Raw genomic sequence first — 19,389 nt, forward strand, 5'->3', positions numbered from 1 at the left:
CAAGGCACGGCGGGCGCACAGCCCGCGCCGGTAGACTTTGTGCTGGTCCGCCCGGCTGTACGCAGGCGGCGCAACCCGCGACCGGAGGAGTGCAGTGGCAGCCAAGGACGGGGCATCAGCACCCGGGAAGTCCGGCGCGAGCTCCAAGCACGACGCGCTGATGCGCGCCTCACTGAGCGCCGTCGCACCTGGTCAGCCCCTGCGCGACGGCCTGGAGCGGATCGTCCGCGGCAACACGGGCGGGCTCATCGTCCTCGGCATGGACAAGAACGTCGAGGCGATGTGCACGGGCGGCTTCGTGCTGGACGTGGAGTTCACCGCGACCCGGCTGCGCGAGCTGTGCAAGCTCGACGGCGCGCTCATCCTCGACAAGGACATCACCAAGATCCTGCGGGCCGGCGTGCAGCTGGTGCCCGACGCGTCGATCCCGACGGAGGAGACCGGCACCCGGCACCGCACCGCGGACCGCGTCTCGAAGCAGTGCGGCTTCCCGGTGGTCTCCGTGTCGCAGTCGATGCGGCTGATCGCCCTCTACGTGGACGGGGAGCGGCGGGTCCTGGAGGAGTCCGGGGCGATCCTGTCCAGGGCGAACCAGGCGCTGGCCACCCTGGAGCGCTACAAGCTGCGGCTCGACGAGGTCGCGGGGACGCTGTCGGCGCTGGAGATCGAGGACCTGGTCACCGTCCGCGACGTGACGGCGGTCGCCCAGCGGCTGGAAATGGTCCGCCGGATCGCGACGGAAATCGCCGAGTACGTGGTCGAACTGGGCACGGACGGACGACTGCTGTCGCTCCAGCTGGACGAACTGACCGTCGGCATCGAGCAGGAGCGGGAGCTGGTGATCCGGGACTACGTTCCGGAGCCGACGGCGAAGCGTTCCCGCACGGTGGAGGAGGCGCTGCCGGCGCTGGACGCGCTGACGCATCCGGAACTGCTGGAACTGGCGATCGTGGCGAAGGCCCTGGGGTACACCGGCTCGCCGGAGACCCTCGACTCGGCGGTGTCGCCGCGCGGGTACCGGCTGCTGGCGAAGGTGCCGAGGCTGCCGGGGGCGATCATCGAGCGGCTGGTCGAGCACTTCGGCGGGCTGCAGAAGCTGCTGGCGGCGTCGGTGGACGACCTCCAGGCCGTGGACGGCGTCGGCGAGGCCCGTGCGCGCAGCGTCCGCGAGGGCCTGTCCCGCCTGGCGGAGTCCTCCATCCTGGAACGCTACGTCTGAGGCACCCCCGGGGGCTCCGCCCCGGTTTCCGAGGCAGGCGCGCGCAGCGCCGAGCCCGTCCGGGCACAGCCCGGGAAACGGGTCCGGGCACAGCCCGGGAAACGGGTCCGGGCACAGCCCGGGGAACGGTGGAAGGGCGGGTAGGGGACGGCTCCGCGCAGCGGCAGCCGCCCGTAGGCGGCCACCAGGCCCGGCGCGGCCGACGGACGGAGTCCGGCGCAGCGGGCCGAAGCCCGGAAGGCGCCCCGGCGCCGCCCGGCGCGAGGGCCGCGTCAAGAAGGAGCGGGCCGCGTCAAGAAGGAGCGGGCCGCGTCGAGAACCGGTCAGTCCTGCTTCAGGACGAAGGAGGTGCGGGCCACCGGGAGGCCCGGGGACTTCACCTCGACCACGTACGTGTCGGGCGCCGGGCTGCCCGCCGGAGGCGTCTGGCACTGGTCCGGCGCGCTCGGCTTGCGGTCCCACTCCACCGCCTGCTTCGTCTCGCCCTGCGCCGGAAGCCGGAAGAACGCGTTCGCCGCGTTCGCCGGGCAGTCCGCGGAGGACCAGACGGCCTTGGCGCCCTGCGTCTGGAAGATCGTCACGACGGCCTGCTTCGGACCGAGTCCGAACTTGCAGGTGCTGCCGGAGATGTTGCGGACGAGGAGTTCGAGGCGCGGCTTCTCGTTCGTCTCGTACTCGTTCTTCACGCTCCTGACCTCCCACTGCAGCGCGCTCGCCGGGCACGTCGGGAGCGGGGAGTCCGCCGGCACCTGCGCCGTGGAGCCGCCGGCCGCGGAGCCGGAGCCGGAGCCGCCGGAACCCGAAGCGGAACCGGAGCCGGAGCCCGAACCGCCGCCGGACTCACCGTTCTTGCCCCCGCCGCCCGAAGCCGAACCGGAGGCCGCGCCCGAGTCACCCCGGCCGCCCGGCGCCTGACTGATCGCCGGCCCGGAGCCCGAGGGGCCGGGGGTGATCGTGCGCACGGGTCCGGAGCCGTCGCCACCGCCCTTGCCGTTCGTACTCGACGTACCTCCGCCGGAACTGACGGTCCATACGGCGAGCAGCGCCAAGAGCGCCGCGACGGACGCCAGAACGGCCCTCCGTCGCCAGTAAATGGAGGAGGGGAGCGGCCCGACCGGATTGCGCAGAGATCCCACGGACCGAACCTTACGAGAACTCGTGCCGCGATCAGCGTCCCCCATGCCGCACATCCGGCAGGTTTTGCCGATGATCATCCTGCGGGCGTACGCCGGACCGACCGGAACCGGCCAAGGTACTGACACCACTGGAACAGGAGTTTGAGTACCGTCGGTGACCATGGACAGCTCTGCCCTCTACCGCGACATCACCGACTTCGCCCACTCCACGCCCTCCTGGGTGCGGTGGGCGTTCGAAGTCTGGACCGAATTCGGACTGCTGCTCTTCGGTCTGCTCTTCATAGCCGTCTGGTGGCGTGCGCGCGGGCACGGTGATCCCCGGGCGGTGGCGCTCGCCGTCCTCGCCCCGCTGGCCACCGCGCTCGTCTACGTCGCCTCCGAGCTGGTGAAGTCGACCGTGAACGAGGAGCGGCCCTGCCGGGCGGTGGCCGGGGCGGCCGCCTCGCTCGTGCCGTGCCCGCCGCACGGGGACTGGTCCTTCCCCAGCAACCACTCCGCCATCGCCGGCGCGGCCGCCGTCGCCCTCGCGCTGGCCGTGCCCCGCCTCGCCCTGCTGACCGTGCCCGTCGCCCTGCTGATGGCGTTCTCCCGGGTCTTCGTCGGGGTGCACTACCCGCACGACGTGGCGATGGGCCTGCTGCTGGGGGCCTCGCTGGCCACCCTCGCCGTGCTGGCGCTCACGAACCCGCTGGCCCGGGTGACGGCCGCGGTCCGCACGAGCGGCACCCCCGTCGCCGTCTGGTTCACCGGGCCGGGCCGGGCGGGGTAGGACCGAAACGTGCCAGGATGCGGACTGCCATGACTGCATCTGCATCTGCCTCATCCCCCGCGTCCCCCGCCGGTCCGCCGCGCGCCCACGCGCTGCACTCCCCCGTCATCGCCTGGTTCGACGAGCACGCCCGCGACCTGCCCTGGCGCCGCCCCGAGGCCGGCTCCTGGGGGGTCATGGTCAGCGAGTTCATGCTGCAGCAGACCCCCGTCAGCCGGGTCCTGCCGGTCTACGAGCAGTGGCTCGCCCGGTGGCCCCGGCCCGCCGCCCTGGCCGCCGAGGCGCCGGGCGAGGCCGTACGGGCCTGGGGGCGGCTCGGCTACCCGCGCCGGGCCCTGCGCCTGCACGGCGCGGCCGTCGCGATAACGGAACGCCACGGCGGCGACGTGCCGAGCGACCACGCCCAGCTGCTGTCGCTGCCCGGGATCGGCGAGTACACGGCCGCCGCCGTGGCCTCCTTCGCGTACGGGCAGCGGCACGCGGTGCTGGACACCAACGTGCGCCGGGTCTTCGCCCGCGCGTCGAGCGGGGTCGAGTACCCGCCGAACGCCACGACGGCCGCCGAGCGGCGCCTGGCCCGGGAACTGCTGCCGGACGACGAGGCCACGGCGGCCCGCTGGGCCGCGGCGTCGATGGAGCTGGGCGCGCTGGTGTGCACGGCCAAGAGCCCGGACTGCGCGCGCTGCCCGGTGGCGGGCCTGTGCGCGTGGCGCCTGGCCGGGAAGCCCGCGTACGAGGGACCGCCGCGGCGCGGGCAGACGTACGCCGGGACCGACCGGCAGGTGCGCGGGAAGCTGCTGGCCGTACTGCGCGAAGCGGTCGGTCCGGTTCCGCAGTCGGTGCTCGACACCGTCTGGAACGAACCGGTGCAGCGGGCGCGCGCGCTGGACGGGCTGGTCTCCGACGGGCTGGTGGAACCGCTCGTGCACGGCATGTACCGGCTGCCGCAGGGCTGACCGACGAAATCCGAACGCCCCCGGCGGCCGGCCGGAGCGCGGCTCGAAGTTGACTCGACGATTCCGCTTCGGGCCGCGAAACCCCAGCTCACGGGCACTGTTACACAACCTACGGGTGTCCGTGCGCCCACCGAAGGCTGACCCGCACAGTGCCGTGACAACCCGTCCGTAACTTCGGATCCACAAGCCAGCGCATGAGCGGTTGGTCGGAACGGAGGCGGTCTGAGATGGCGCACGGCGAGGTACTCGAATTCGAGGAGTACGTCCGCACCCGGCAGGACGCCCTGCTGCGCAGTGCCCGGCGCCTGGTCCCGGACCCGACCGACGCCCAGGACCTCCTCCAGACCGCCCTCGTGCGCACCTACGGCCGCTGGGAGGGCATCGCCGACAAGTCGCTGGCCGACGCCTACCTCCGCCGCGTCATGATCAACACCCGTACCGAGTGGTGGCGGGCCCGCAAGCTCGACGAGGTCCCCACCGAGCAGCTCCCCGACGCCTCCGTCGAGGACGGCTCCGACCAGCGCGCCGACCGCGCCCTGCTGATGGACATCCTCAAGGTGCTCGCGCCCAAGCAGCGCAGTGTGGTGGTGCTGCGACACTGGGAGCAGATGAGCACCGAGGAAACGGCCGCGGCGCTCGGTATGTCGGCGGGAACCGTGAAGAGCACCCTGCACCGCGCACTGGCCCGGCTCCGTCAGGAGCTGGAGAGCCGGGACCTAGACATGCGTGCGCTCGAACGCGGTGACCACACCATCCGTGACGAGGGGCGGGAGCGGTGCGCGGCCTGACTGGCCAAGACCCGAGCGGTAGAGGCTCTCTGGTACTGATGTCGGCGGGGACGGTCGTCCTCGTCGGCACAGTGCTGTTCGCGGCCGGCTGCTCCACCGGGGGCACGGGCCTCAAGGACGGCGGCCCCGCCCACACCGAGACCGTGTCCCGGAGCAACCAGCCGACCAGCGACGGGGCCAGCGAACCGGCCTCCGCGGACCACTCCCCCGCCGCCTCCACCGGAACGGCCAAGCGCGTCGACCCGGTGGCCCTGCTCAAGGCGGACCCGAAGGTGAGCGCCGCGGTCAAGCGCGACCTCAAGCCCTGCACGGGCCAGCAGTACCCGATCGACGTCAGCTACGGGAAGGTCACCGGGAACACCGTCGTCGACATCGTCGTCAACGTGCTGTCCTGCGCCGACGCGATGGGCCGCGGCTCGTACGTCTACCGGGCCGATGGAGGAAAGTACGAGAATGTCTTCGCGGACGAGCAGCCGCCCGTCTACGCGGAGATCGACCGCGGTGAGCTGGTGCTCAACAAACCGGTCTACGGGAAGAACGACACGCTCGCCTACCCGTCGGGCGAGGACGTGATCACGTACCGCTGGAACGGGGAACGGTTCACCGAACAGGACCGGGTGCACACGGACTACAGCAATGTGGTCGACGGCGGGAGCCCTCCCGCCCCGGCCGTATCGCCGAAGAGCTGACGAGGTGAGGGTGGGCATGGCCGAGACCCATGTGCTGTTCGTGGAGGACGACGACGTCATCCGCGAGGCCACGACGCTGGCGCTGGAACGCGACGGCTTCGTGGTCACCGCCATGCCCGACGGACTCTCGGGGCTGGAGTCCTTCCGCGCCGACCGCCCGGACATCGCCCTCCTCGACGTGATGGTGCCCGGAATGGACGGCGTGAGCCTGTGCCGCCGCATCCGCGACGAGTCCACCGTCCCCGTCATCATGCTGTCGGCCCGCGCCGACTCCATCGATGTGGTCCTCGGCCTGGAGGCGGGCGCGGACGACTACGTCACCAAGCCCTTCGACGGCTCCGTCCTCGTCGCCCGGATCCGCGCCGTGCTGCGCCGCTTCGGCCACGCCGGCGGCCCGCAGAACGGCGCCTCGAACGGCGACGGGGCCGACGGCGCCGGTGAGCGCGGGGTGCTGTCCTTCGGCGACCTGGAGGTCGACACCGAGGGCATGGAGGTCCGCAAGGCGGGTGCCTCCGTGGCGCTGACGCCGACCGAGATGCGGCTGCTGCTGGAATTCTCCTCCGCGCCCGGTACCGTCCTGTCGCGCGACCGGCTCCTGGAACGGGTCTGGGACTACGACTGGGGCGGGGACACCCGCGTCGTGGACGTCCACGTCCAGCGGCTGCGCACCAAGATCGGACAGGACCGGATCGAGACGGTCCGGGGCTTCGGATACAAGCTCAAGGCATGAGGAACACGAGGGTCATGAGGGACGCGACCGCATGAGGACCATGAGGACCGCGACCGCATGAGGCGCTTCACCCTGCGCACGGGAATCCGCTGGAAGATCACGCTCGCCATCGCCGCCGTCGGCGCGCTCACCGCGCTGGCGCTCAGCCTGGTGGTGCACAGCGCTGCCCGCGTGTCGATGCTGGAGAGCGCCCGCGAGGCCGAGCTGGAGCGGGTGCAGTTCATCGCCCGCACCGCCGAGGCCGGCCGCAAGCCCATCTGGGGCGCGAAGCTCAACGACCCCGAGCTGCCCTCGGAACTGCGCGAGAAGGCCCGGTCGGGGCGGCGCGGCACCTACGTCCAGGAGTCCCGCAAGGGGCCCGTGGTGTGGGCCGCGGTCCCCCTCGGCAACGGACAGGTGCTCTCCCTGAACCACCAGTTCCGTGAGAGCGCGAACATGGTCCGCGACCTGGACCGGGCGCTGGTGGTCGGCTCCCTCGCCGTCGTGATCGGGGGGTCGGCCCTCGGCGTGCTGATCGGCGGCCAGATCTCCAGCCGGCTGCGCAAGGCCGCGGCCGCCGCGCAGCGGGTGGCGCACGGGGATCCGGACGTACGGGTGCGGGACGCGGTGGGCGGTGTCGTACGGGACGAGACGGACGACCTCGCACGGGCCGTGGACGCCATGGCGGACGCCCTCCAGCAGCGGCTGGAGGCCGAACGGCGGGTGACCGCGGACATCGCGCACGAGCTGCGGACCCCGGTGACGGGCCTGCTCACGGCCGCGGAACTGCTGCCCCCGGGCCGCCCGACGGAGCTGGTGCTCGACCGGGCGCGGGCGATGCGCGCCCTGGTCGAGGACGTGCTGGAGGTGGCCCGGCTGGACAGCGCGTCCGAGCGGGCCGAGCTCCAGGACGTGGCGCTGGGCGAGTTCGTCAGCCGGCGGGTGTCCACGCTGATGCCGGAGGCCTCGGTACGGGTCGTCGCGGACGAGATCGTCAGCACCGACCCGCGCCGTCTGGAGCGGATCCTCGGGAACCTGCTGGCCAACGCCGCGCGCTACGGGCGGCCGCCGATCCAGGTCGACATCGAGGGCCGGGTCGTGCGCGTGCGGGACCACGGGCCCGGATTCCCCGAGGCACTGCTGCTGGAGGGGCCGAGCCGGTTCCGGACCGGGTCGACGGACCGGGCGGGCGTCGGGCACGGGCTGGGACTGACCATCGCCGAGGGCCAGGCCCGGGTACTGGGGGCCCGGCTGACGTTCCGCAACGTGGCGGGTCCCGGCGGGGCGACGGGCGAGGGCTCCGCGGCGGGGGCGGTGGCGGTGCTGTGGCTGCCCGAGCACGCCCCGACGGCGACGGGGAGCTTCCCGATCATCCAGCTGCCGGGCTGACGCGGCCGTTCGCCCGCGCACCGCGATGTTTTAGCATCCGTGCCATGACTGACGGTACGGATCGCCCGCACGGCCCCCAGCCCGACCCCGCCCCCGGGAGCGGCGGCGGCTACGGATACCCGCCGGGACCGATATCCGGCGGGTACGGCTATCCGCAGCCCCCGGAGCCCGCCCCCGGCGACGCCTCGAACCCCTACCGGCCCGAGCCCGTACCGGGCGGGGCGGACGGCGGCCAGGGCGGCTTCGGCCCGCCGCAGGCGCAGCCCCCGCTCGCCGCGGAACCGCCCGCGCCCGAGCCCTTCAGCGCGGCCGCGCAGCCGGACTGGCAGGCGATGGCCGACCGCACGGAGGCGCAGCGGCGCAAGCGCAGGCTGCTGACCATCGGCGTCGGCGCCCTGGTGGTCGCGCTGGTGGCCGGCGGCGCGGCCTTCTTCGTCCTGCACGGATCGGACGAGCCCGGCAAGGACCCCGTGACGGCCTCCTCCGGCTCCCCGAGCCCGTCGGGCCCGGCGGAGTCCCCGGACGGCAAGACCCCCGAGGACGACTCCCCGACCGTTCCGGGCGAGCCGAACCTGCTGCGCGACCGCAGCGGCAAGATGGGCATCGCGCTCGGCCCCGGTGCCTCGCTGGGCGAGCTGGCCAAGCGGACCGAGGTCAGGTTCAAGGGGGCGGCGGACTCGTACGCGCAGGGCGCCGAGGCGGCCGTGGACGTCTCGAAGAGCTTCACCGTCTCCACGCGCGCCTACAACGTGGCCGAGACCGGTTCGCGGATGGCGGTCAGCCAGGGCGACGGGGACTCGTACGCCTTCGAGCTGGGCTTCGAGGTCGTGGGCGGCAAGAAGGCCTGGGTGTTCCGGGTGCAGACCGGGGACAAGGGCCAGGCGGCGACGGCCCAGCAGGTGGTCGTGGACAACGTCGACACGACGCGGAACTGGGCCCTGCTGACGGGGACGTACGACGCGGAGAAGAAGACCATCGCGCTGTGGGTCGACGACAAGCAGGCCGGTCAGGCCCAGGTGTCCGGCATCTGGGCCGGTCCCGGCCCGCTGCAGCTGGGCCGGGCCCGCCACCACGGGATCTGGAGCGCCGCGTGGGACGGCCCGCTGGACCACATCCGGATCTTCGACCGGGCGCTGGGGCAGGAACAGATCACGGGCCTGAAGAACAACAAGCTCGACAAGAAGACCAAGCCGACGCACTCGTGGCTGATCTGATCCCGCCGGGGCCCGCGGGGATCCCGCGAGGCCCGGAGGCGTCTCAGACGCTGACGCCGACGGTGCGCAGGAAGGCGACCGGGTTGACGGCCGAGCCGTAGTTCGGGGTGGTGCGGATCTCGAAGTGGAGGTGCGGGCCGCTGGAGTTGCCGGTGTTGCCGGACAGCGCGATCTGCTGCTTCACGGAGACCTTCTGGCCGATCTTGACCTGGATCTTCGAGAGGTGCGCGTACTGCGAGTACGTGTTGTTCGCGTGCTTGATCACGATGGCGTTGCCGTACGCGGGGCCGTCGCCGCCGCCGTTCGGGCCGGCCTTCACGACGGTGCCGGCGGCCGCGGCCTTGACCGGGGTGCCGACGGGGACGGCGAAGTCCTGGCCGGAGTGCTTGTGCGACCACATGGTGCCGCCCTTGCCGAAGGTCGCGGACAGCGTGTAGCTCTTCACGGGCTTGTCCCACAGGCCCTTCGCGGCGGCGGCCTGGGCCTGCGCCTGCGCCTGGACGGAGATCTGCTCGGCGACGGCGGGGAGGGCGGCGGGGGCCTGTGCTGCGAAGGCGGCGGTCGTGCCGGCCCCGACGGTCAGGGCCGCACCGAGACCGGTGGCGGCGAGGACGATACGGGTACGACGGGTGCTGACGCGCTTCGCGAACATGTGGAGACCTCCGGGGCCGGGGACAGGGCGTGTATCGGGCAAGAAAGGACCCGGCGCTGCGACCGTGGGCCGTGGCTGCCGGGCTTGCCCCACCTTGGTAACCCGGGCCTCCCGGCTTCCCCAAACACCGCTTTTACTACCCGGGCTCGTAGGAACGGCCGGGCTTCCGGAGCTGTTGACGGGCTCCCGACTGCGACGGAGTAGGGACAAAACGGGCGGCGAAATCTACGAGTCGTTCTAGTAGGTCCGATTTGCCCTGTGCGGCTTGTCACCGGCGGCGGAGGCCCCAAGTGGCCTGCGTCACCGCCGTTTCGACGGTTCCGGGGGCCCGGGGCCGGTCCGTGTGCTCCGGGCCGCCCCCCGACCCGGCCCCGGACGCGAGCGCCGGCCGCCCCGGATGGCCGCCGCCGACGAGCTCTTCTGCGTCCCGCTCGCCCCCGCCGGCCCCCGCACGGGCCGTGCGGGGCGAGCAGGGCCCTGGCCTGCCCACGGGGCCCGAACGGCCCCGCTGGGGCCTTCGGGCCCCAGCGGCGAGCCGCGCACGGCCGAGGCGGGCCCGGGGGCCCGGGTGGGCCGGGGCCCGGGTGGGTCGGGGCCCGGACAGACCGCAGCAGACCGAGGACGGCGCGGACGGCCGGGGTCCCCGCGCGGACGGCCTCAGGAACCCGGGGCGGCCGGACCGAAACCGAGCACGGGCACGCGGCTACGCCCCCGCGGGGAGCGCGGGCCCCGACCGGCGGGGCGGGTACGGCGAAGGGGCGCCCCCGGGAGGTGATCCCGGGGGCGCCCCTTCGTACTACTGACCGCCGTCGGCGCTTACGCGCCCTTGGACAGGTCCGGGCCGGAGCCCGTGGCCTCGATCGGGGGGAGGTCGGGCAGCGCCGACTTCTCCTCGCCGCGGAAGGTGAACTTGGCTTCCTCGCCCTCACCCTCCACGCCGACGACCACGATGTGACCGGGGCGCAGCTCGCCGAAGAGAATCTTCTCCGACAGCAGGTCCTCGATCTCGCGCTGGATGGTCCGGCGCAGCGGGCGCGCACCCATGATCGGGTCGTAGCCGCGCTTGGCCAGGAGCAGCTTCGCCTCACCGCTGAGCTCGATGCCCATGTCGCGGTCGCGCAGGCGCTCGTCCACCTTGGCGATCATCAGGTCGACGATCTGGATGATGTCTTCCTGGCTGAGCTGGTGGAAGACGACCGTGTCGTCGACGCGGTTCAGGAACTCGGGCCGGAAGTGCTGCTTGAGCTCTTCGTTGACCTTCGCCTTCATCCGGTCGTAACCGGTCTTGACGTCGCCCTGGGCGGCGAAGCCCAGGTTGAAGCCCTTGGAGATGTCCCGCGTACCCAGGTTGGTCGTCATGATGATGACCGTGTTCTTGAAGTCCACGACCCGGCCCTGGGAGTCGGTCAGGCGACCGTCCTCCAGGATCTGGAGAAGGGAATTGAAGATATCCGGGTGCGCCTTCTCGACCTCGTCGAAGAGGACGACGGAGAACGGCTTCCGGCGGACCTTCTCGGTCAGCTGGCCGCCCTCTTCGTAGCCCACGTAGCCGGGGGGCGAACCGAAGAGGCGGGAAACCGTGTGCTTCTCGCTGAACTCCGACATGTCGAGGGAGATCAGCGCGTCCTCGTCACCGAAGAGGAATTCGGCGAGCGTCTTGGACAGCTCGGTCTTACCGACACCGGACGGACCGGCGAAGATGAACGAGCCACCGGGACGCTTCGGGTCCTTCAGACCCGCACGGGTGCGGCGGATGGCCTGGGAGAGCGCCTTGATGGCGTCCTTCTGGCCGATGACGCGCTTGTGGAGCTCGTCTTCCATGCGCAGGAGGCGGGAGGACTCCTCCTCCGTGAGCTTGAAGACGGGAATGCCGGTCGCGGTCGCGAGGACCTCGGCGATGAGCTCGCCGTCGACCTCGGCGACGACGTCCATGTCGCCGGCCTTCCATTCCTTCTCGCGCTTGGCCTTCGCGGCGAGCAGCTGCTTCTCCGAATCACGGAGCGAAGCCGCCTTCTCGAAGTCCTGGGAGTCGATGGCCGACTCCTTGTCGCGGCGCACGGCCGCGATCTTCTCGTCGAACTCGCGGAGGTCCGGCGGCGCGGTCATCCGGCGGATGCGCATTCGGGAGCCGGCCTCGTCGATCAGGTCGATCGCCTTGTCCGGCAGGAAGCGGTCCGAGATGTACCGGTCCGCCAGCGTCGCCGCCTGGACGAGGGCCTCGTCCGTGATGGAGACGCGGTGGTGGGCCTCGTAGCGGTCGCGCAGGCCCTTGAGGATCTCGATCGTGTGGGGGAGGGAAGGCTCCGCCACCTGGATCGGCTGGAAGCGGCGTTCGAGGGCCGCGTCCTTCTCGAGGTGCTTGCGGTACTCGTCCAGCGTCGTGGCACCGATGGTCTGGAGCTCACCACGGGCCAGCATGGGCTTCAGGATGCTCGCGGCGTCGATCGCGCCCTCGGCGGCACCCGCACCCACGAGGGTGTGGAGCTCGTCGATGAACAGGATGATGTCGCCGCGGGTGCGGATCTCCTTGAGGACCTTCTTCAGGCGCTCCTCGAAGTCACCGCGGTAGCGGGAGCCGGCGACCAGTGCACCCAGGTCCAGGGTGTAGAGGTGCTTGTCCTTGAGGGTCTCGGGCACCTCGCCCTTGACGATCGCCTGGGCCAGGCCCTCGACGACGGCGGTCTTGCCGACGCCGGGCTCGCCGATGAGGACCGGGTTGTTCTTCGTACGGCGGGACAGCACCTGCATGACCCGCTCGATCTCCTTCTCGCGCCCGATGACCGGGTCGAGCTTGGATTCGCGGGCCGCCTGGGTGAGGTTGCGGCCGAACTGGTCGAGGACGAGCGAGGTCGAGGGGGTGCCCTCGGCCGGGCCGCCTGCCGTGGCCGACTCCTTGCCTCCACCGGTGTAGCCGGAGAGCAGCTGGATGACCTGCTGCCGGACTCGGTTGAGATCGGCGCCCAGCTTCACGAGGACCTGGGCGGCGACGCCCTCGCCCTCGCGGATCAGGCCGAGCAGGATGTGCTCGGTGCCGATGTAGTTGTGGCCGAGCTGGAGGGCCTCTCGGAGCGAAAGCTCCAGGACCTTCTTCGCCCGCGGGGTGAAGGGGATGTGGCCGGACGGGGCCTGCTGCCCCTGACCGATGATCTCCTCAACCTGCTGGCGAACAGCCTCGAGCGAAATCCCGAGGCTCTCCAGGGCCTTAGCGGCGACACCCTCACCCTCGTGGATCAAGCCCAGGAGGATGTGCTCGGTGCCGATGTAGTTGTGGTTGAGCATCCGGGCTTCTTCCTGAGCCAGGACGACAACCCGCCGCGCGCGGTCGGTGAACCTCTCGAACATCGTTTATCGCTCCTCAGAGCGGTCGGGCAGTTCGGGGTCGGTCCCCGCCCTGTCCTTCCGCATGCTAGTCCCGCGGGACGGGACAGCTCATTCCAACTGCCGACATCCGTCCACGGCTCACCCCCACGTCGGTGAGGAAAACCGGCTGTAAGAGCCGACTACTGCTCCAACCCGATGGTGCGAGACGATGTTCCCGCAGGCCAGGCAGATACCCGTCACACGTGTACGCCGATGGCGAACGGGAGCCGCTCAAATCAGCGTGTCGCCCCGATCCACTAGGAATGTCTTACCCGTAAGGACTGACACTCCATGCCCTCGGGCACACTTCCCTCCGCTACGGGCGAACACGCTTGTGTCCCGAATCCGGGACTCCGCCCGGCGGACCTTTACGCTCCGCACCTACTCGGCCGCGCTCCGTAACCCCGCGACGCGGGGCGGAGTTGCTCCGGTCATGCCCCTCACCGCCGCGAGCGCCGCCCCCTCGCCCCGCGTCCCGCCCGAGGAGGACATCCGCTCCTGGTACGAGCGGGTGCTCGGCTGGGCCGTCGTCGGCGGGCCGCCCGGCCGGCTGGTCACCGGGACCCGGTTCGACGTGCTGGAGGTGCCGGCCGACGCCGGTGCCGCCCTGCTGCGCCGGCCGGTCGCCACCGGCCCGGTGGCGCTGGCCGGGGGCCGGATGGGCTTCCTGGTGGCCCCGGGGGCCGCGGAGGAGCTCGACGGGCTCCTCGACTGGCTGGAGTGGGGCGGGGTGGCGCTGGAGCTCACCGCCCTGGGTGCCGGGGACGGGATCGCCGCCCCCGTGCCGCCGGGGCGGAACGGGAGGGAAAGCCCTCGGGGGGCCGCCGTCTGGCTGCGGCCCCCCGAGCTGGGGTGCGAGGCGTCACTGCCTGCCCTGCCCGGTCCGGGGCAGGGCCACCGTCCCGGACAGCGGGCCTGCGGGCCCGACCTCGTACGCCTGGTGGCCGCGGCGGCGACGGAATGTCACCGGGCACGGCTGCGAAGGCGTACGCCTCAGCCCTTGGCCTTTTCGTAGGCCTCGCGGATGTCGGCGGGGACACGGCCGCGGTCGTTCACGTTGTAGCCGTTCTCCTTGGCCCACGCGCGGATCTCGGCGGTGTCCGGATTGCCGGCCGACGCGGCGGCGCGACCACCCTTGGCACGGCCCGCGGAGACGCGTCCGCCGGTGCGGCGGCCGCCCTTGGTGTACGGGTCGAGCAGCCCGCGGAGCTTTTCAGCGTTGGCGGTGGTGAGGTCGATCTCGTAGGTCTTGCCATCCAGAGCGAACGTCACGGTCTCGTCCGCCTCGCCACCGTCGAGGTCGTCGACAAGAAGGACCTGAACCTTCTGTGCCACCGGATTTCCTTTCATCGAAAATGCAGTACGCGGAAAGGAAACCGCTTTTGCGTGGAAAACACAAACCCCCGGTGAGAGGTTCAGGGCCGCAACAAGGCGGGAAACGTACGCGATTCGGACATAGGCCTCAGGCCTGCTGCGGCCCGGAAAAGCGGCCGTGCTCGATCAGAGGTGCAGAAGCATCCGGCTGTTGCCCAAGGTGTTCGGCTTCACTCGTTCGAGACCGAGGAACTCCGCGACTCCCTCGTCATAGGAACGCAGGAGCTCCATGTAGACATCGGTCTCCACCGGGGTCTCGCCGATCTCGACGAAGCCGTGCTTCGCGAAGAAGTCCACTTCGAAGGTCAGGCAGAATACCCGGCTGACCCCGACCAGGCGGGCGGTCTCCAACAACTTGGCGAGCACCCGATGTCCGACGCCGGCGCCCAAGAGCTCCCGGTCGACGGCGAGAGTGCGGACTTCGGCGAGGTCTTCCCACATGACGTGGAGAGCCCCGCAGCCGACGACCTGGCCGTCCAAGTCGCGTTCCGCGACCCAGAACTCCTGGATGTCCTCGTAAAGGACCACGGGGGCTTTGTCGAGGAGGATCCGCTGCTGCACGTACTGGTCGAGGAGGCGGCGCAGCGCCGGAACATCACGGGTGCGCGCGCGGCGGATGGTCACTGTTTTCGCGTCTGCGGTGGAAAGCTCTCCCATACCCGGACGCTATCGCCCCGGGGCGGCCGGCTGCTCGCCGGAGTCCCCTTCGGCTTCCGCGGGGCCGGCGTCGGGGGCGGGGGCGGCCTCGGCTTCGTCGTGCTGGACGATCCGGATGGCGTCGCGGAGGGCTTCCCGCTGTTCCTGGGACATCATCCCGAAGAAGGCCACGAGGGCGGCCGCGGGGCTGTCACTGGTCGACCACGCTTCGTTCATCAGTGCGGCCGAGTAGGCGGCGCGGGTGGAGACCGCCGTATATCGATAGGCGCGGCCTTCGGCTTCCCGGCGGACCCAGCCCTTCTGATGGAGATTGTCCATAACGGTCATGACCGTGGTGTACGCGATGGACCGTTCCTGCTGGAGGTCTTCCAGGACTTCCCGAACGGTGACCGGGCGGTTCCACTGCCACACCCGCGTCATCACAGCGTCTTCGAGTTCTCCCAAGGGGCGAGGCACAACAGCACGATAGTGCGGCTTGGGATGAATTGCCCGACTATTCGGGCGGCAACGCGCGGCCAATCCCCGGGCGGGTCCACCCGGGCGACGGCATCGGCGCGGTGGCTACTTCCGCGGCTGGCGGGTGGCCTCGGCGCGGGCGAGCACGGCGTCGACGGCCGCGTCCTCCTTGGCCTTGTTGGCGCCGCCCTGGCTCTTCACGATCGTCTTCACGAGCAGGATGAAGAACGTGGCCATCACGATGGGGGGCACGAGCGCGGAGACGTAGTCCATGCCCCCCAGCGTAGCTACCCCACGGCGAGGCCGGCCGCCGGGGGCGGGGTGGGCTTGCGGCGTGGCGGGAAGACCTCGCCCGGGGTCGGGACGGGCCGCGCCGGGCGCTCGGGGTGCCCGGGCCCCGAGGGCTCCTCGGGCGAGGGCGAGGGGGCGGGCGAGGGGGCGGGCCGCGGCCGCTCCGGCTCCGGCTCGGCGCCGGAGTCCGCCGCGCGGGGCTCCCCGCGGCCGCCGGCCAGGGCCAGCAGGCGGGTGCGGGGCGCGGGGGCGGTACGGAGCCTGCGGCGCACGGAACGCTCGGCGACGCCCTGGGCGCGCTCCAGGACGGCGGCGGCGACCGGATTGGCCCGCAGGGCGCGCAGGGCGGCGAGGTCGTCTGGCGCGGGCTCGTAGCCGGCCGCCAGGGCGTCCTGGAGCAGCTCCAGGTAGCCGGAGAGGCTGCCGGGCAGGGCGTCCCGGTAGCGGGCGAGATCGTCGAGCAGGAACGCTCTGAGCCGGCCCGCCTCCAGGACCGCTTCGTCCACCGACGCGGCGAGGCGCAGGCAGTCCTGGACCTCGGTGGTCGTCAGGGGGGCCGTGGAGGGCTGGAGGGCGTGGGCGAGGAGGCGCCTGAGCACGTGCAGCTCGGCGGCGCCGAACGCCATGCCGCCGCGGGATCCGTAGGGCGTGGGCATGGGCCGAAGATACGCGCTAATCGGACAAAATCCCCTGATGGTGCGGGTTCGCGGCGCGGCGGGGGCCGCGCCGCCCCGTTCAGCCGGTCCGCTTCACCGAGCGGACGAAATCGGCCCAGGCGGCGTGCGTGGTGGCCATCACCAGGTGCGCCGGGTCGGCCCGGTCGGCCACCCGGACGAGCGTGCCGGGGGCGGCCGCCACGTAGACGCAGGCGTCTCCCTCGCCGCAGTAGGACGACTTCCGCCAGTCGGGACGGGCGTTAGCGGTCATGGTGTCTCCTCCGCCGTGAACGGGGTCGCGGCCTTGTGGACCGCGGTCTCTCCAGCGCGACGCTATCCCCGCCGGAGGCGTACTCCAGCCATTTCCGTGAAAAATCGCGCGGAAATCACGGCCGGATCTCAGTCCACGGGGAAGGCGTACGCGATCTCGTAGCGGGAGTCGGGGATGACGAGGTCGGCGGTCTCCACCGGGCGGCCGTCCACGTCGATGTACGTGCGCTCGACCTGGGTGATCAGCGAACCGAGGCTGATCCCGAGGAGGTTGGCCTGGTTCTGGTCGGCGCGGGAGGGCCGCGGGACCTCCACCACGGAGGCCACGGTGATGCCGATGGACCGCATCCGCGCCACGACCCCGGCGCCGCGCATCTCGCCCTCCTCGGGCAGCATGATCGGGGTGCCCGAGGTGATCTCCAACGGCTCCCAGGACTCGGAGAGTTCGGCGGGGCTGCCGTCGGCCATGAACTCGTAGCGGGTCATCACGCAGGGGGCGCCGGGCTCGATGGCCAGGCGGGCGGCGATGCGTTCGGGCGCCGGGGTCTGCGGGACGGTCCGGGAGTCCCAGGAGGCGGCGATGCCGTGCGCGGCGGCCTCGGAACGGAAGGTGTTGCCGGCGCCGGGCACGCGGCGGCGGGTGCGGAGCATCCGCATGCGCCGGCGCGGGGTGCGCACGTAGGTGCCGGAGCCGGCCCGGCCTTCGAGGAAGCCCTCGATGATCAGCTGCTCCATCGCCCGCTGGGTGACGCTCTGCCCGACCGCGTATTCGTCCGCGAAACGGGCGCGGGAGGGGAGTTTGTCGCCGACCGCCCACTCGCCCGCCTCTATGCGGGCCCGGAGCGAGTCGACCACCTGCAAGTACGGTGAAACACGGGGCATTTGGGCCGTCCTGTGCCGTCTCGGCGGTGCCGCCTGCGGAGCGAGTGCGTCCGACGCCGACAAGCTAACCGATCAGGTTGAAGCTGAGGATTCGGCCTGACGGTGCGTGCCTCCGCCCGTGCGGGCGGAGGCCGCCGCCGTCATTCGAAGTTCGGCGCGTTGCGCTCGTAGACCAGCCGCAGGCCGATCAGCGTCAGCCACGGCTCGTGGTCGTCGATCACCGACGCCTCGCCGAGGACGATCGGCGCCAGTCCGCCGGTGGCGATGACGCGGACGTCCGCCGGGTCTCCCGCGGGGCCGGCGAGCTCCTTGGCCATGCGCGTGACGATCCCGTCGACCTGGCCCGCGAAACCGTAGACCACGCCCGACTGCATCGCCTCGACCGTGGACTTGCCGATGACGTTGCGCGGCCGGGCCAGCTCGATCTTGCGGAGCTGGGCGCCGCGCACGCCGAGCGCCTCCATCGAGATCTCGATGCCCGGGGAGATCACCCCGCCGACGTACTCGCCCTTGGCGGAGACCGCGTCGAAGGTGGTCGCCGTGCCGAAGTCGACGACGATCGCCGGTCCTCCGTAGAGCTCGACGGCGGCCACCGCGTTGATGATGCGGTCCGCGCCGACCTCCTTCGGGTTGTCCATGAGGATCGGCACGCCCGTCTTGACGCCGGGCTCGACCAGCACCGCCGGGACGTCGCCGTAGTAACGGCGGGTGACCTCGCGCAGCTCGTGCAGGACCGACGGCACCGTGGCGCAGATCGCGATGCCGTGGATCCCGTCGCCGAGCTCGTTGCCGAGCATCGGGTGCATTCCCATCAGGCCCTGCATCAGGACGGCCAGCTCGTCGGCCGTCCTGCGCGGGTCGGTCGAGACGCGCCAGTGCTCGACGATCTCGTCACCGTCGAACAGGCCCAGGACCGTGTGGGTGTTGCCCACGTCGATGGTGAGCAGCACCGCTTACACCGCCTCGCGCAGGTCGAGACCGATGTCGAGGACCGGCGAGGAGTGCGTCAGGGCGCCGACCGCCAGGTAGTCCACGCCGGTCTCGGCGTAGGCGCGGGCGGTGTCCAGGGTGAGGCGGCCCGAGGACTCCAGGGTGGCGCGGCCGGCCACGATGGTGACGGCCTCCTCGGTCTCGGGGACGGTGAAGTTGTCGAGGAGGATCAGGTCGGCGCCGGCGTCCACGACCTCGCGGACCTGGTGCATGGTGTCGACCTCGACCTCGACGGGGACGTCCGGGAAGGCCTCGCGGACGGCCTTGAAGGCCTGGGCGACGCCGCCCGCGGCGACGACGTGGTTGTCCTTGACCAGGGCCGCGTCCGACAGGGACATGCGGTGGTTGACGCCGCCGCCGCAGCGGACCGCGTACTTCTCCAGGGAGCGCAGGCCCGGCGTGGTCTTGCGGGTGTCGCGGACCTTCGCCTTCGTGCCCTGAAGGACGTCGGCCCAGCGGCGGGTGGCGGTCGCGATGCCGGACAGGCGGCACAGGATGTTCAGGGCGCTGCGCTCGGCGGTCAGCAGGTCGCGGGTGCGGGCGCGGACGGACAGCAGCAGCTGCCCGGCCTCGACCTTGTCGCCGTCCTCGGCGTGCCGCTCGACCTCGAAGGCCTCGGTGCACACCACGGAGAACACGGCCTCGGCGATGCGCAGGCCGGCCACGACACCGGCCTCGCGGGCCACGAAGTCCGCGATGGCCTCGGCGTCCTCGGGGACGGTGGCGACGGTGGTGACGTCGACCCCGCCGTCCAGGTCCTCGGACAGGGCCATGTGCGCGATGTCCTCGACCTCGATCGGGTCCAGGCCCGCGTCCACCAGCAGCTGGGCCAGCGCCGGGTCGAGGCCGGTCTCCTCGCCCTCGCCACAGCCGCAGTCGTCGCCGCAGCCGCCTTCGTTCTGGTCGATCAGGGGGAGTTCGGGGGTGCTCAC

At 71.7% G+C, this 19,389-nt stretch carries 21 protein-coding genes; 9 read left to right on the forward strand and 12 right to left on the reverse strand.

The annotated features are described in order from the left end of the window. Window positions 1-94: 94 nt before the first annotated feature. Entirely contained in the window at window positions 95-1,219 is a 1,125-nt protein-coding gene (disA, locus tag ABZW32_RS22620) for a DNA integrity scanning diadenylate cyclase DisA (protein WP_356218460.1), read from the forward strand. A 323-nt stretch (window positions 1,220-1,542) separates the two neighbouring features. Here the strand turns inward: disA and ABZW32_RS22625 are convergent, their stop codons facing one another. Further along, window positions 1,543-2,355 (reverse strand): hypothetical protein, encoded by an 813-nt coding sequence (locus ABZW32_RS22625; RefSeq protein WP_356218462.1) that lies wholly within the window; start codon window positions 2,353-2,355, stop codon window positions 1,543-1,545. A gap of 160 nt (window positions 2,356-2,515) precedes the next feature. On the opposite strand from ABZW32_RS22625, the gene ABZW32_RS22630 reads away from it, so the two are divergent. From ABZW32_RS22630 to ABZW32_RS22660, 7 genes are all read left to right on the forward strand, one after another. Beyond that, complete coding sequence (locus ABZW32_RS22630) at window positions 2,516-3,124, forward strand: phosphatase PAP2 family protein (protein ID WP_356218464.1); 609 nt, start codon at window positions 2,516-2,518, stop codon at window positions 3,122-3,124. A 29-nt stretch (window positions 3,125-3,153) separates the two neighbouring features. After that, the gene (locus tag ABZW32_RS22635) at window positions 3,154-4,080 is read left to right on the forward strand and encodes an A/G-specific adenine glycosylase (protein ID WP_356218466.1); all 927 of its coding nucleotides are present in this window, start codon (window positions 3,154-3,156) and stop codon (window positions 4,078-4,080) included. A gap of 227 nt (window positions 4,081-4,307) precedes the next feature. Beyond that, window positions 4,308-4,868 carry a SigE family RNA polymerase sigma factor gene (locus tag ABZW32_RS22640; RefSeq protein WP_030236813.1) on the forward strand — a complete coding sequence of 187 codons (561 nt, stop codon included), beginning with the start codon at window positions 4,308-4,310 and terminating at the stop codon, window positions 4,866-4,868. Between the two features lie 38 nt (window positions 4,869-4,906). After that, window positions 4,907-5,557 (forward strand): hypothetical protein, encoded by a 651-nt coding sequence (locus ABZW32_RS22645; RefSeq protein WP_356218468.1) that lies wholly within the window; start codon window positions 4,907-4,909, stop codon window positions 5,555-5,557. Window positions 5,558-5,573: 16 nt separating this feature from the next. Then, complete coding sequence (gene cseB, locus ABZW32_RS22650; RefSeq protein WP_356218470.1) at window positions 5,574-6,287, forward strand: two-component system response regulator CseB; 714 nt, start codon at window positions 5,574-5,576, stop codon at window positions 6,285-6,287. A 57-nt stretch (window positions 6,288-6,344) separates the two neighbouring features. Beyond that, window positions 6,345-7,655, forward strand: coding sequence for a two-component system sensor histidine kinase CseC (gene cseC / locus ABZW32_RS22655; protein ID WP_356218472.1), 1,311 nt, complete (start codon window positions 6,345-6,347; stop codon window positions 7,653-7,655). A gap of 44 nt (window positions 7,656-7,699) precedes the next feature. Then, the gene (locus ABZW32_RS22660; protein ID WP_356218474.1) at window positions 7,700-8,869 is read left to right on the forward strand and encodes a LamG-like jellyroll fold domain-containing protein; all 1,170 of its coding nucleotides are present in this window, start codon (window positions 7,700-7,702) and stop codon (window positions 8,867-8,869) included. Between the two features lie 43 nt (window positions 8,870-8,912). Here the strand turns inward: ABZW32_RS22660 and ABZW32_RS22665 are convergent, their stop codons facing one another. Both ABZW32_RS22665 and ABZW32_RS22670 read right to left on the reverse strand, forming a co-directional pair. After that, complete coding sequence (locus ABZW32_RS22665; RefSeq protein WP_356218476.1) at window positions 8,913-9,521, reverse strand: M23 family metallopeptidase; 609 nt, start codon at window positions 9,519-9,521, stop codon at window positions 8,913-8,915. A gap of 816 nt (window positions 9,522-10,337) precedes the next feature. Beyond that, window positions 10,338-12,863 carry an ATP-dependent Clp protease ATP-binding subunit gene (locus ABZW32_RS22670; protein ID WP_356218478.1) on the reverse strand — a complete coding sequence of 842 codons (2,526 nt, stop codon included), beginning with the start codon at window positions 12,861-12,863 and terminating at the stop codon, window positions 10,338-10,340. Window positions 12,864-13,314: 451 nt separating this feature from the next. Between ABZW32_RS22670 and ABZW32_RS22675 the strand changes: the two genes are divergently transcribed. Then, window positions 13,315-13,896: an SCO3374 family protein gene (locus tag ABZW32_RS22675; protein WP_356218480.1), complete on the forward strand. Its 582-nt coding sequence runs from the start codon at window positions 13,315-13,317 to the stop codon at window positions 13,894-13,896. Here ABZW32_RS22675 and ABZW32_RS22680 read toward each other — a convergent pair. From ABZW32_RS22680 to nadC, 9 genes are all read right to left on the reverse strand, one after another. Continuing rightward, complete coding sequence (locus ABZW32_RS22680; RefSeq protein ID WP_030236840.1) at window positions 13,875-14,216, reverse strand: Lsr2 family protein; 342 nt, start codon at window positions 14,214-14,216, stop codon at window positions 13,875-13,877. The genes ABZW32_RS22675 and ABZW32_RS22680 overlap by 22 nt on opposite strands. A 165-nt stretch (window positions 14,217-14,381) precedes the next feature. Beyond that, window positions 14,382-14,912, reverse strand: coding sequence for an amino-acid N-acetyltransferase (locus ABZW32_RS22685; RefSeq protein ID WP_356218482.1), 531 nt, complete (start codon window positions 14,910-14,912; stop codon window positions 14,382-14,384). 9 nt (window positions 14,913-14,921) lie between these two features. Further along, entirely contained in the window at window positions 14,922-15,368 is a 447-nt protein-coding gene (locus ABZW32_RS22690) for a BlaI/MecI/CopY family transcriptional regulator (protein ID WP_356218484.1), read from the reverse strand. A gap of 105 nt (window positions 15,369-15,473) precedes the next feature. After that, on the reverse strand, window positions 15,474-15,641 hold the full coding sequence (locus tag ABZW32_RS22695; protein ID WP_356218486.1) for a hypothetical protein: 168 nt from the start codon (window positions 15,639-15,641) through the stop codon (window positions 15,474-15,476). 14 nt (window positions 15,642-15,655) lie between these two features. After that, complete coding sequence (locus ABZW32_RS22700) at window positions 15,656-16,315, reverse strand: hypothetical protein (RefSeq protein WP_356218488.1); 660 nt, start codon at window positions 16,313-16,315, stop codon at window positions 15,656-15,658. Between the two features lie 79 nt (window positions 16,316-16,394). After that, window positions 16,395-16,586, reverse strand: a complete 192-nt coding sequence (locus ABZW32_RS22705; protein ID WP_030236862.1) for a DUF397 domain-containing protein — start codon at window positions 16,584-16,586, stop codon at window positions 16,395-16,397. Between the two features lie 128 nt (window positions 16,587-16,714). Further along, window positions 16,715-17,467 carry a GntR family transcriptional regulator gene (locus ABZW32_RS22710; RefSeq protein ID WP_356218490.1) on the reverse strand — a complete coding sequence of 251 codons (753 nt, stop codon included), beginning with the start codon at window positions 17,465-17,467 and terminating at the stop codon, window positions 16,715-16,717. Between the two features lie 140 nt (window positions 17,468-17,607). After that, window positions 17,608-18,417, reverse strand: coding sequence for a type III pantothenate kinase (locus ABZW32_RS22715; protein WP_266839828.1), 810 nt, complete (start codon window positions 18,415-18,417; stop codon window positions 17,608-17,610). A 3-nt stretch (window positions 18,418-18,420) separates the two neighbouring features. Continuing rightward, the gene (nadC, locus tag ABZW32_RS22720) at window positions 18,421-19,389 is read right to left on the reverse strand and encodes a carboxylating nicotinate-nucleotide diphosphorylase (protein ID WP_356218535.1); all 969 of its coding nucleotides are present in this window, start codon (window positions 19,387-19,389) and stop codon (window positions 18,421-18,423) included.

Origin of the sequence: Streptomyces sp. NPDC004667, from assembly GCF_040609475.1 — a bacterium.
GTDB lineage: Bacteria > Actinomycetota > Actinomycetes > Streptomycetales > Streptomycetaceae > Streptomyces.